This window comes from Formosa sejongensis, from assembly GCF_033447105.1.
Classification (GTDB): Bacteria; Bacteroidota; Bacteroidia; order Flavobacteriales; family Flavobacteriaceae; genus Formosa.
Genome location: NZ_JAWQUN010000004.1, coordinates 177,439 through 191,315 on the forward strand (window position 1 = coordinate 177,439; position 13,877 = coordinate 191,315).

The 13,877-nt window shown below is 30.9% G+C and carries 9 protein-coding genes; 3 read left to right on the forward strand and 6 right to left on the reverse strand.

Annotation, left to right across the window (positions count from 1 at the left end; genetic code table 11):
- Positions 1-10 precede the first annotated feature (10 nt).
- Complete coding sequence (locus R6X41_RS06540; protein ID WP_318498573.1) at positions 11-3,916, forward strand: AsmA family protein; 3,906 nt, start codon at positions 11-13, stop codon at positions 3,914-3,916.
- Between the two features lie 170 nt (positions 3,917-4,086).
- On the opposite strand, the gene R6X41_RS06545 is transcribed toward R6X41_RS06540, so the two are convergent.
- The 6 genes from R6X41_RS06545 to R6X41_RS06570 all read right to left on the reverse strand — a co-directional run bounded on the left by R6X41_RS06545 (position 4,087) and on the right by R6X41_RS06570 (position 11,390).
- Positions 4,087-5,328: a mechanosensitive ion channel family protein gene (locus R6X41_RS06545; protein ID WP_318498575.1), complete on the reverse strand. Its 1,242-nt coding sequence runs from the start codon at positions 5,326-5,328 to the stop codon at positions 4,087-4,089.
- 3 nt (positions 5,329-5,331) lie between these two features.
- Entirely contained in the window at positions 5,332-5,619 is a 288-nt protein-coding gene (locus tag R6X41_RS06550; RefSeq protein ID WP_318498577.1) for a DUF3817 domain-containing protein, read from the reverse strand.
- Positions 5,620-5,702: 83 nt separating this feature from the next.
- Positions 5,703-7,106 carry a TolC family protein gene (locus tag R6X41_RS06555; RefSeq protein ID WP_318498579.1) on the reverse strand — a complete coding sequence of 468 codons (1,404 nt, stop codon included), beginning with the start codon at positions 7,104-7,106 and terminating at the stop codon, positions 5,703-5,705.
- Positions 7,106-8,458 (reverse strand): HlyD family secretion protein, encoded by a 1,353-nt coding sequence (locus R6X41_RS06560; RefSeq protein ID WP_318498581.1) that lies wholly within the window; start codon positions 8,456-8,458, stop codon positions 7,106-7,108. The genes R6X41_RS06555 and R6X41_RS06560 overlap by 1 nt, the downstream gene beginning before the upstream one ends.
- The gene (locus R6X41_RS06565; RefSeq protein WP_318498583.1) at positions 8,458-10,125 is read right to left on the reverse strand and encodes a peptidase domain-containing ABC transporter; all 1,668 of its coding nucleotides are present in this window, start codon (positions 10,123-10,125) and stop codon (positions 8,458-8,460) included. Before R6X41_RS06565 ends, R6X41_RS06560 begins: the two co-directional genes overlap by 1 nt.
- A gap of 431 nt (positions 10,126-10,556) precedes the next feature.
- Positions 10,557-11,390: an OmpA/MotB family protein gene (locus tag R6X41_RS06570; RefSeq protein ID WP_318498585.1), complete on the reverse strand. Its 834-nt coding sequence runs from the start codon at positions 11,388-11,390 to the stop codon at positions 10,557-10,559.
- Between the two features lie 459 nt (positions 11,391-11,849).
- On the opposite strand from R6X41_RS06570, the gene R6X41_RS06575 reads away from it, so the two are divergent.
- Together R6X41_RS06575 and R6X41_RS06580 are read left to right on the forward strand one after the other, a co-directional pair.
- Entirely contained in the window at positions 11,850-13,397 is a 1,548-nt protein-coding gene (locus R6X41_RS06575; RefSeq protein ID WP_318498587.1) for an SDR family oxidoreductase, read from the forward strand.
- Positions 13,398-13,500: 103 nt separating this feature from the next.
- Positions 13,501-13,836, forward strand: coding sequence for an ArsR/SmtB family transcription factor (locus R6X41_RS06580; protein WP_318498589.1), 336 nt, complete (start codon positions 13,501-13,503; stop codon positions 13,834-13,836).
- Positions 13,837-13,877: the final 41 nt, after the last annotated feature.

The following is a 13,877-nucleotide window of genomic DNA, read 5'->3' on the forward strand; positions in this document are numbered from 1 at the left end:
GAATTAGTTCATGTTAAAAAAAATAACAAAAATAAGTATTGGTTTAATTCTAAGTTTAGGAATTATTTTTGGAGGGATCTATTTTTATGTTAAACGGCATAAAGTGGAAGTTGTAAACTTTATTGTAAATACGATTACAGAAAATCATAATGGCTCAGTTCATTTTGATGACATAAACTTAAAAATTTGGGGCAATTTCACTAATCCAGCTTTCCACGTCCAAAACATGATTATTTTGGATTCTACAGCCAACAAAACTAACCGTTTAAAAGCCGAAAACCTCTATTTGAAGCTGTCTATAAGACATTTATTAAAAAAGGAAATTCAGGTAAAATCATTGCGTATTGAAAATGCGTACTATAATTCCGTTATCTATAAAGAAGATACTGATTCCTTAAGCACTAAAAAAGATTTTCAAACTAAAAAAAGTGTAATACCTGATTCCTTCAATCCATATAAAATGGACTTTAGTATTGAAAATTTTACTGTTGATATACAAAATATTCCTCGTCCAAAAAGATTTAAATTTAAGATAAATAAAGTCTCTTCCAATTTAATAATAGGCCCTGAACGTATAACCTCTTCCTTAGATTTTGATGCTCATGTAACGCAATTAGGATTTAACCTCGATAAAGGAAGTTATCTAAAAGATTCCAATGTTAAAGGCATCATGCATCCCGAAATAGACCGGACTGATAATAAAATACATATTCCTAGCTTTGATTTATCAATAAACGAGCAGATATTTAAATTAACTGCAGATTTTGATACTTCAGAACCCGGTGGTTTTCTATTCAAGATTGAAAATGAAAAGACAGAATACAACACCACTTTAAGCCTTATACCCGAACATATACAATTAAAGCTTGAAAAGTATAAAATTTCACAGGCTTTTTTCACTCAAACCACAATTCAAGGAAGTTTTGTGCCTTTGTCAAATCCGTTAGTGCATATAAAATTTAATAGTGTAAAAAATAAAGCACTTTTATATAACCGTTTTGATCTGACCGATTTGTCTTTTACAGGAAGTTTTACGAACAGAATATATGATGACGAGCGTGCAAAAACTGAGAGTAAAAAGGATATAAAGCTTATATTTGATTCTATAACCGGAAAGTATAAAGAATCTAATTTCGAATTGATTCATGGGGAATTAATAAGTACACCTGAAGACGAAGCAAAAATTAAAGGTCTATTTAAGGCCGAAGGGGTACCAGAAAATTTAATTTCATTTATAAAGTCACCCGTTTTTACACTTAAAAAAGGACACTATAATTTAATTGCTAATCTAGAAGGCGATGCCACATCTACTGTCGATTTATTAACGCAATCAAATATCAATTTAAAAGTTGTAAACACGAGTCTCTTTGATCTTGAAGACAAGCTCGCTATCCCTGTAAAACAGATTAATGTTATTATTAAAGAGGATCGAGCGGTGTTGGACACGCTAATAGTCCCTTTGACTTTTTCTGATGACATTAATATATCTGGTGAAGTATCTCATTTTTCTTCAATATTAATTCCTAATCCTGAAATTTCAGCGACCACTCAGTTTTTAATAAAATCCAATACATTAAGATGGATAGATTTTATGACGCTTTTTGAAAATTCTAATAAAAGCACTAAAAGTAATCTAAAAGAACCGGCAGATGTATTATCGAATATAACCAGAAAAATATATCAAAGATTCGATCCAACTTTAGTTGTAGATATTAAGGATTTTGAATATAAAACATATGAAATTAGTGATTTAAAAACCGTTTTGGGGTTTAGAGATGAAAGTCATCTTCATCTTAAAAACACCTCTTTTGAAACCCGAGGAGGACGTGTCAATCTCCAAGCCTCCCTTGATTTATCCGATGCTGAAAAAATTTTAATAGATTCTGATGTTATTGTAACGGGAACTTCAGAAATCTTGAACGATATATTTAAAAGTAATACCTTCTTTTTTAAAGGAGGCACTTTTAATTTACAAGGACATGTTCATGGAGATATACTTCAAATAGAGAATTTTTTAAATGCATTAAATGGTAATTTAAGATTAAAAAACAGTAGCGTATTTTACCAACCTAGTAATTTAACTGTGCCAATTGATTTATTAGATGTCGAAATTAAAAACAATTTGGCAATCTTAAATAACCTAGAAATAGGTATTGGTTTAAAAGATAAATTAAATTTCTCCGGAAAATTGGATAATTTTAGTGCGTTTCTTTATTCAAAGAATACAAAACAGATTAATTCTTTTATTAATCTTCATTCTGATAGATTACAATGGGATGATTTTGTGAGTTTTTTTAAAAAAGGAGATGAATCTGAAAGGCATATTCATCCCGATTCTACAATGTCCCGAATTAAAGAAATTCTACGTGGTATTCAGACCAGTTTTAACCCCAAATTAGATGTCAAAATTGATAAATTTGAATATAAAAATGTGTTTATTATAAATAATTTTTCTACTGGGATATATTTTGAACCTAATGATACTTTGGTTTTAAATGGTAGTAGTTTTGATTATAACAAAAGTAGTAAAGCGGAACTTGAAGCTTATATCGATATTTCAGAATCTGTAAGTACTAATATAAATGTTGATTTTAAGGCCTTTTTTTCGCCAGAAGATTTAAATAAAACACTAAATAATAATACGTTTTTACTTCAAGGCGGGACTATTGAAATGTCTGCAAAAATTGAAGGTGATATTGAAAAAATAAATAAATTGGTTCGCTCTTCTTCTGCAACGGTTAAAATAAATAATGGTGCTTTTGTTTATAAACCCAATAAAATAAACCTCCCATTTTCTGATTTTGAATTAGATATTAAAAATGATGATGCTTTTCTTAAATCTTTGAATATTGCCTTGCCAGCCAGAGATACCATAAAACTTTCTGGATCGTTAAAGAATATCACTTCTGTTATTCCAGAAATTAGTGGGAATAATGATAAGATGAGCTCAAAAATAAATATACATTCAAATCATTTGCAATGGGTTGAATTTATGAAGATTTTTAACCATACAGATAGCGAACATAAAAACAAAATAAAGACCAATAAACAAGGTTTTAAATATGCGGCTAAAGATCTATATCATAAATTTCAACCAGATTTATCAATAACTATTGATAAATTAATATATAAGAAATTCACCTTAAATGATTTCAAATCTGGTTTTTATTTTGAAAATGAAAACGTATTTCATTTAAATCAAACGGCTTTCGATTTTCATAAAGGTAAAGTCTCTCTAGATGCACTTTTAAATATTAAGGATCCTTATAAAACTAAATTTTCAATTGATGTGACTACGGATAAAATTGATTTAGAAAAACTTCTAATTTCCTTTGATTATTTTAATACACCATCGTTAAAGCAAGCCGATAAAATTGAAGGAAAAGTGAATCTAGATAGTCGTATTCAAGGTCATATTATTGATAGTGTAGGTGTGGTTTCTAATAAACTAAAAGGACGTATTGGGTTTAATATTCAGGATTTGGAATTAAAAGGTTTTGAACCCATTATTAAGATTGGAAATAAAATTTTCAAGAAAAAACGAGTCGAAGATATTCGGTTTTCACCCATTGATAACGTCTTGTATTTGGAGAACAATACCATTGAATTCCCTGTAATGGAAATACAGTCGACAGCATTCGATTTATATGTATCTGGGTATTTGGGGTTTGGTACGGCCTCAACAAATTTATGGACCGCGATACCTTTATCTAATCTTAAAAGTCGGGATAGTGACACTATTCCTGCTAAAAAACCATATAAAGAAACAGGTAAAAAGGTTTTTGTAAATGTTGTAGACGATAATAAAAAAGGAATGAAATACAAATTCTATTTATCTGATAAAAAATATAACAAGGCTCAAGATTCAATTAATAAATACCATGTGAAGTATAAGGAAAACAGCTTACAACATTAAAAGCATATATATGATACTCGTGTAAGTTGTTTGTCTTTAAAAGAAAGCATTGTGTATGTTACATTTGATGTAATCTAAACTGAAGGTTCTCTTGTTATTTCGTCAGTTTTTATGCTAAAAAAAAGTCGAGCATTATGCTCGACTTTTTCATGTTTTAGATTTTGGTGTTCTTAAGATTCAGGAACATAATTAGAAAGTTCATAAATTTCTAAATCAAAATAGGTGACAGCAGAAATACTATGGTCAAATATATCAGACATGATGTATTCGTAGTTTTGCCAGCGTTTATCGCTACTAAACGCATAAATCTCTAAAGGAAGACCTTGAGGAGTAGGCGCTAGCTGTCTCGTCATAATGGTCATGTCTTTATTTATAGCTGAATGATTTTCAATATAACTTTGAATGTATTTTCTATACACACCTAAATTGGTCAGATTTCTTCCGTTTATAAGTACCGATTTATCCGCATTATTGTTGGTGTTATATGCCGTAATGTCTTCTTGTCTTTGCGTTAAATACTCTGAGAGTAGTTGAATTTTTTTAAGTTCTTCAACTTTTTCATCTGTTAAATAATGAATACTTTTCGCCTTAATAATAATTGCACGTTTTATTCGTCTTCCACCAGAACTACTCATTCCTCTCCAGTTTTTAAAGGACTCAGAAATCAAAGAGTAAGTTGGTATGTATGTAATAGTCATATCAAAATTCTGTACCTGAAGTGTGTTTAGGTTAATTTCAACAACAGTACCATCTGCATCAAACTTCTCCATGGTAATCCAATCTCCAATTCTAACAGTGTCGTTAATAGCCACTTGTATACTCGCAACAAAACCAAGAATAGTATCTTTAAATATTAATAATAAAACAGCAGACGCCGCACCTAAAGTGGTGAAAAATTTACCAATATCAATATTGAATGCCATAACAAAAATTAGAGCAATACCTATTAACCAAAGAAATAGCATAAGAACTTGTATATAACTATCTATGGGTTTATCTCTTAATCTAGGAAGTGTTTTAAAATAAGATTCTAAAGTATTTAATACACTTCTAATAATCCAAATAACGAGGACAACGCAATATAATTTTAAAAGTAGTTCTATTGCACTTTCGAAAGTAGGAAAGTCTATAAAAACAACATCTATCCATTTTAATGCAATAATTAAAGGAACAATATGGGCAACGTTTTTTGGTACTTTATGGTTTACTAATAAATCGTCGAATTTAGTTTTAGATTTTAGTGCAAATGTAGAAAAGGCCTGTAGTAATATTTTTCTAGCAATAAAATCTGAAATAAACACAAGTACTATTAATATAACTAAAAGTGCTGCCATGTTTAAATAAGATGCAGAGACTTCTGAAATACCAAGTGATAGAAAATGATTGTAAAAATAATAAGTTAAGTTAGGCATATATTAAGCAATTTTAAAAAATTTTTTATCAGCAATAAAAGTTCCAAAAGGAACTATAGAAGCAAGTAAAACCAATCCTATTGTTTTTTTACTCCACTTTAATTCCACTCCAACTACTATCGCTAAAACAACATAAGCAACAAATAATAAACCGTGTGGCATTCCTAATAGTTTTACATGTTGAGGATCATCTAATAAATATTTAATAGGAACGGCAACACCTAATAGAAGCAAATAAGAAATACCTTCTAAGAAGCCAACTATGCGGAGTGATTTTAATAGTAAATTCATAGGAAATTAATTTTTTGTAAATATAATAAAGCTAAAATGGGTTGCTAACTATTTTTGATGAAATACTATTTTTACTTTCTTTGCTAAATAGATAGTCCCAAGCTGTTGTAAAGTTTTGCTATGGCAATTAAATGTTTGGTCGCTAAGTTATTTGCTTTTAATTGGGCGTCTATTAATTTTTGTTCACGAGAATTAATTAAAAATAATGAACTATCTCCTAAATCAAATTTTCGTTCTTCGGCATTTACCATAGTTTCATAATCGGTAACCATAATAGTAACGATTTCGTTTTGCAGTGCTAGGGATTTAATTTCCGCCTGTATAGATTCAGTTTTATTTTTTATATTTAAAATCGCACTTAAGCGATCGAATTTTGCATCTTGTAGTTTTAATTCGGCGAGTTGTAAATCACCGCGTTCTTTTCTTAAAAACAAGGGCATGCTAAAATTAACATAAGCTTTGTAATTTGCCGTATTGAACGAATCTAATTGATCGGCATCTTGAGATAGAAAATTATATTGTAAATCTAACTTCGGTAATAATTTTGTTTTCTTATAAAACTTGTCAACATCTAATTGTTCGATTTTAGCATTTAAGCTCATCACTTTTGGATGTAAATCAAGTAGTACTTCCTTGTTTTCTATATGTTCTAATTGTAATGAAGATCTAAGGTTTTCTAGCGACGGAGCTTCTGGATAAATGCCAGCTTGAATCTCCATTGGAATATCGTTTATCCATAAATAATTGCTCAGTTCTAATTTGGTTTTGGTCGTTTCTAAATTTGCAGCTTCTAATCCTAACTGCCTATTTAAATACGTAATTCTAGCTTCTGTAATATCTATTTCGGCTAAATCTCCAACGCTGACACTGCGCTCTATTGCTGTTAACCGTGTTTGAGCATTTTCAAGAAAGGAATTATAAATGAGTTGTTCTTTACTAGCTTGTACCCAATTAAAGTAGGCTTTACTTGCTTCGAATAGCACATTATTAATTATTAAATCGCGTTCTGCAAGTGTTTGTTCTTTAAAATATTTTGCTTTTTTTAATGTTGCCATGCGATCATCTATCAATAATCCTTGAGCAAGAGAGAAGGAGACTCCTGCACTGTATAATCCGTCTTCTGGAACAGTTAAACTCGGATTTAAATAATACCCTGTATTGTTTTCATAATTGGCTTTAAATTCTATCCCATACCATGTAGGAATCTTAAAAGTAGAATAAAAGATATCGTAGTATTCTGTACCATCAAATGTCTTTCTGCTATAATCGACTTCAATTTTTGGGTCGAAACCCCCGCGTGCTTTTAAAAGATTAGCTTCACCAGAACTTAATGCGATATCAGCTTGTTTCATTACAGGGTGATATTTTTTCACATAACCTAAGAACTCTTCGAATGTTAAGACTTCTGATGGCATTTGAGTTTGTCCGATTACTGAAAAGGAAAAACCACTGCCTAGTATAAATAAAACTAAAAAGAATACTCTCATTATTTAGTGCCTTTAGAGTTATCGCTTTGTGCGGGTTGATAATAGTTAGGAGGAAAACCGTTTAAATTTCTCCACAATTCAAACCAGATCGGAACATCTTCTAAAAGAGCAAATGTATAAGCTCCAGAACCAATACTAATTTTTTCTGGCCAAGCGTGTGCTTCAGATAATGGGGCGATAAGTATTCTGAATTTCCCATTCGGACTTATAAAAGATTCTATTGCCACCACTTTACCCGCAAACGTTCCGTAAGAGGAGTTTGGCCAACCGCTAAAGAAAATAGAAGGCCAACCATCAAATTGAATTCGGACTTCATCATTTATATGCAATAATGGTAAATCAATTGGATTAATAAAAGTTTCTACTGCTAGTTGGTAATTGGCAGGCATAATTCCAACAATTTGCTCTCCTTCTTTAAATGTTTCACCAATACCTCCTTTAATGGCTTTTGTAATATAACCATCTTGAGGAGCTTTAATGTAATACATCGCATTACGCATTTGGTAATTCGTAGATTGATTTTCTAATTTTGAAACTTGGGCTTCTGCATCATATTGAGACGTTTCTGCGGTATATTTATCACTATTTGCTTTTGCAATTTTATCGGCATATTCAGCAGATATTCTACTAATTTCTATCTGTGCATTTAAAATGTTATTTTCACTAGTTAGTAACTTGTTTTCTGCTGCAATACGTTTCGCTTGAGCTTCTTGAAATTTTACACGCTTTTCCTCGACAGCAGAAACAGATTTTAATCCTTCGTCTTGCAAGGTTTGTGTTCTTACAAATTGACTTTCAGAAACAATTAAGTTGTTTTTATAGGCTTCTAAATCCATACTATCACTTACCACTTTAAAACGCGCTTGTTTTAATTTGTTTTTTGCTTGCGATAATTTTAATTGTTCTTCGTTATGCAAAGCTACAATCTGTCGGTCTAAGGCATTTGTTTTCTCTTTATAAGACGATACAGATTTAATTTTTGCATCCTTTTGTAAATTGGTTCGATTAACCAAATCGGGGTCTAGGTATTCATTTTTAATTTCAGAAATATGTAACAATGTATCTCCTTTACTAACATATTCGCCTTCCATAACAAACCAGTTTTCGATTCGTCCAGGAATAGGAGATTGAATGGTTTGAGGCCGCTGATCTGGAGTAAGTGTAGTTACAAAACCTCTTCCGCTTACATTTTGTGTCCATGGTAGAAACATTATGATAAGTATTACTATACTAAAAATGATTAATAACTTATTAAAAACCTTGTTGTTCTTATCAGTAAAAGCTTTTTTATACGAGCTAAATTTCTTTAAAGACACTTTCTGATTAAGTTTGTTTTTTGAGATATTTAACATTATATAGTCGTGTTATTAATTATTAGACCGTTAGAAATTTCTATGGTTTTATTACAATATTTCCACCACTGTGTATTCTGACTAGAAACAACCAAAGCCCAAGGTCGTTCTTTACTTGTTAAGTATTTAATTAACTGTTCGGCTTCTTCATTTTCAAAATATTCTAGAGGATCTTTTAACAATAATAATTTTGGTTGGTGTACGATGGCTCGTGCTAATAATATACGTTTAGATACGGTAAAAGGAATTTGTTGACCTTCTGAATCTAACAGGGTGTCTATACCATTGGGTTGTGTTTTTATAAAAGTTAACAATCCTGTATTTTTTAAAACCTCGTGAAGGTGTTCTTGAGATACATCCGATCTCCCAAAAGTTATATTCTCTAAAATAGTTCCTTCAAAAGGGAGTTGAGAAGGCAGTACTTGCCCCACAAAGGTTCTGTACTTATTTGGGTAGACACCAATCATCGATACATCGTTTACATAAAATGCACCATAGGTAGGTGTTAATAAGCCAGATAAGATTTTTAGCAGTGTTGTTTTACCCGAACCAGATTTACCTTCTAAAATAATACGATCACTTTGATGGATTTTGAAGGAAATCTGACTTAATACTTTATAATTTTCAGGATCACGATAGGTTAGCTTATCTAACTCTATCTTTAATTCGCGTTCGATTTTAAAAGGATTTTCTCCTGTTTGCGCTTCTAACTCCTTATCGACTACCTGTCCAATTTTTTCTAAAGACGTAAGTACATCGTAAAAGGATTCTAAACCACGAATTAGTTTTTCGACAGAGGTTATAACCAATAATATGATAATCTCTGCAGCGACAAACTGCCCAATATTCATTTGTTGATTTATTACTAATAATCCACCTATACTTAATAATCCAGCTGTTACTAGTACTTTAAAACCGATAAGTTGCATAAATTGAACCAATAAAATTTTAAAGTGATTTTCCCTAGCATCTAAATATTTGGACGTTAAATAATCGTTTCTATCCATAGCTAAAGATGTTTTTCCGGACAATTTAAAACTTATTAAAGAACGAGAAATTTCCTGAATCCAATGCGCAACCTTGTATTTGTTTTTAGATTCTAATAAACTTGTTTCTAAACCTTTTTCTGCGGTAAATCGAAACACGATATAAATTAGAAGTACTAATAAAAGACCATATAAAATAAAGAATGAATGGTAAAAGGACAATAAAATAAGCCCAAATATAATTTGAAGTGCAGCAGCTGGGAAATCAATTAAAATTTTAGAGAGTCCTTTTTGAATCATTAATATATCGAAAAAACGATTAGCTAATTCTGGTGGGTAGGTATTATAAAGATCTTTCATTTTTATTTTAGGAAATCTATAGGCAAATTCGAAAGAAGCTCTTGTGAAAATTTTTTGTTGAATAGATTCTAAAATTCGCATTTGCATGAGTTGCAAAATACCTTGAAAAGCAACACCCAGTGTTACAGCAATTACTAAAACAATCCAAGAGGAAGATACTTGCGCACCTTGAATTAAGTTTATTATGGCTTGTATCCCTAAAGGTAGTGTTAAGGCGACTAATCCTGCAAAAATGGCGTAATAAAAAATTTGACGAATATCTTTTTTATCTAGATTTAAGAGTTTAATAAAACGTTTCCATGGCGTTATTGTTTTTTTCATATTCAAAGTATTCTTTAAAAAATAATGGTGCTAATATCTTAAAACTGTTTTATGACTCAAAATAATTCAATAAAATTAGTCTAAAAATATAAAAGTAGAATAGTCATGTCTTAGGTTTTCTTTATAGTCTATCTAATTTTGTCAACTAGCGTTATTGTCAATCTTTATCAAAACTTAAACTTAATATATGTAGTTGTTTAAAATCGGTAATACATTATATGAACTATTATAATTACGTTGTTTAAATAACTATTTAAGCATTGATTCTGCTCATAAAATTAAAGGTTTGTGCCTCCATTTCTAATATTAAAGAAGTTAAGGAATTCATAATTCCGAGAATGCTGATTTTTTTATCCCTTAATTATTATTATAACAAAAAAAGACCACCTTTAGGTAGTCTTTTTTTGTTATAATTAAAATATGCTATACTCTTATTGATTAGAATTCATCAACGCAAAGAATTTATCAATGTTTGGAAGAATTACAATTCGTGTTCTTCTGTTTTTTGCTCTATTTTCATTAGAATCATTTTCAGCCAATGGGTGATAGCTACTACGGCCAGCAGCAATCATTTTTTCAGGAGCGACACCGTAATCTTTTTGTAATTTATCTACCACAGATGTTGCTCTTAAGACACTTAAATCCCAGTTATTTCTAATCGCCCCGGTATGTATGCTTCTAGAATCTGTATGTCCTTCAACCATCACTTCAATGCTAGGTTCAGAATTAATTACATCTGCTATTTTTTGAAGTATTCCGTTAGCTTTATTACTCACTCTATAACTTGCTGTATTAAAAAGCATTTTGTCCGAGATTGAAATCATAACTACAGTTTCGTTTATATCTATAGCAATATCTTCATCTTCATTGAAAGAACTGTTATCTAACGATTTTTGTAGGTTGTAAGACACGGCAAGATTCATTGAATCTTTAAGCGTTTTAGCTTCACTTAGTTTTGCAGGATCAACATTTTTTAATGTTTCACGCATGCTCTTTCTAGTATCATTAGAAATTACAGCAACATCTCCAACAGCAACTAACTGAGAATCGTTTTGTTCTGTTAAAGAATTAATTTTGGTATTGTAAGCATCAACTCGAGATTGAATTTCGCTAAACTTAGCTTCTAATTCTTCTTTTTCAACAGTCGTTTTTGTTAATTCACTTTTTATTTCTCCGTTTTCGTGCTCTAAAGCAACATATTTCTTTTTGGAAACACAAGAGGCCATTAAACATAAAGTAACTATTCCGATTGAAATTCTTTTCATAATTTTCTATTTTAGGTTTGTTATATCTACGATTAAAAAAGGGTTATAGATTTTTTTAAATACTGGTTTTTTAACATTAATAGTCTAAGGATTTGATTTGTTGTAGGATAACCCTTAAAAAAAATAATAAAAAAAACGATTAAATTATTTAATGATCGGTAAAATACAATTGCAAATACTTTAGATTTTTCAAAAGTATAGAAGCTATTGCCGATTAATGGATTCATTCTGATATTTTTTTGACTCATTTAATTTACTGAATGCTTTATAAAGTGAATTTGTTTTTAACATAGTTGAATGAAATGTCCTAGATATTAATTTAGGGACGATATCAATAAAAAGTGGTCGAGTTCTAAAACAGCTGTGTATTTTTGTATGTAAAAATTGAGATTTAGTGCCTCTTAAAATCCGTTTTCAACTAAAATTAAAACTATATTTGCGCCCTTAAAGTTTAGGATTATGAAGGTCAATGAAGAAGAACAAAACACGGCATTAAGTCAAGATCAGGTTGATCTATGTATTGCTATGTTAGAACAATTGGTGGATGACACCAACCAGTTGTTTGAACTTCCGGAAGAGAAACGTATTGCTTTAATGAAAGCTGCTGGACAAATTACCCGCCCAAATAAAGATGAATTTACAAGACGACGTAAGGATGCAAAAAAAGCAGCCAAACGCAAAATGATTGAAAGGGACAAGCATGCGCGTAAAGAAACAGGAATACGTTCTGCGCGTGAAAATCCTATATTTGTGGCTCCTAAATTAATAGATTTAACTAAAAAAGAAGATACCACTCTTGAGTTAGAATCGCCTAGAAATTGCTATGTATGTAAAAAAGTGTATACTAAATTGCATCATTTTTACGATACTATGTGTACAGAATGTGGCGATTTTAATTATGCTAAACGTTTCCAAACTGCCGATTTAAAGAATCAAGTCGCTGTGGTTACAGGTTCTCGATTAAAAATCGGGTATCATATTACTTTAATGTTATTGAGATCAGGTGCAACTGTTGTAGCAACAACACGTTTTCCTGCAGATTCTGCGTTGCGCTTTTCTAAAGAAAGTGATTTCACAGAGTGGGGACACAGACTTCATGTACACGGTTTAGATTTAAGACACATACCGAGTGTTGAGATTTTTTGTAATTATATTGAACAGAAATACGATAGGTTAGACATTTTAATTAATAATGCAGCACAAACAGTAAGACGTCCAGCTGGATTTTATAAGCATTTAATGGCTGCCGAAGATATGCCGGTTGCACAATTACCAAAATTTGCTCAAGATGTTTTAAAAGATCATTACGATTGTATTACAGAGTTAAATTCGTTGACGCAAACAGCATCAGATAATAAAAATATGCCTGTAACTTGGCATGGCCCAGAACCAGGAATAGGGTTAAGGTCTTCGGCGAAATTATCTCAAATTCCATATAGTTTCGATAATTCGTTACAAGCAAGTGAAGTCTTTCCGGAAGGGGAGTTGGATGTCGATTTACAACAAGTAGATTTACGTAAAACCAATAGCTGGAGATTAAAATTAGGTGAAATTGAAACGACTGAAATGGTAGAAGTTCAGTTGGTAAATGCCGTTGCTCCATTTGTGTTATGTAACCGTTTAGCACCAATTATGCAGTTGGAAAATACAGGCCAGAAACATATTATAAATGTATCTGCTATGGAAGGTAAATTTCACCGTTTTCATAAAGAAGATCGTCACCCGCATACAAATATGGCAAAAGCCGCTTTAAATATGATGACACATACGTCGGCTGCAACTTTGGCAAAAGATGGTATTTTTATGAATGCTGTTGATACTGGTTGGGTTACAGATGAAGATCCTGCAGAATTATCGAAACGTAAAGTTGAAGAGCACGATTTTCAGCCACCTTTAGATATTGTAGATGGTGCTGCTCGTGTTATGGATCCTTTAATAGATGGTATAAACACAGGTAAACATTGGTGTGGAAAATTTTTAAAAGATTATATGCCTATAGATTGGTAGATAAAATTATAAGTATACAATATTAAGAGATAGTTAAATGACTATCTTTTTTTTGTTGAATAGTTTATTAATCGTAATATTGCAATGAATAAATAAAGAGACTATGGGAATTACTAAGACTGAAATATTTTCTGATAAACAAAACGATATTGCACGCATTGCAAAAGTGTTAGGTCACCCAGCAAGAATAAGTATTTTAGAGTATTTAATAAAATCGAAGACTTGCATTTGTGGGGATTTGGTTGAAGAAATAGGGTTGGCGCAACCTACAATTTCTCAGCATTTAAAAGAGCTTAAAAATATGGGGCTTATAAAAGGCACGATAGAAGGCACTAGCGTATGTTATTGCATAGATATTGAAAAATGGAATGATATTCAGAATACATTGAATATGTTTTTCAATCAAAATCTAGCTTGTTCTAAAACAGAGTGCTGTTAAAAAAATTTAAATATAATCATCGTAATATTACAATTAATACA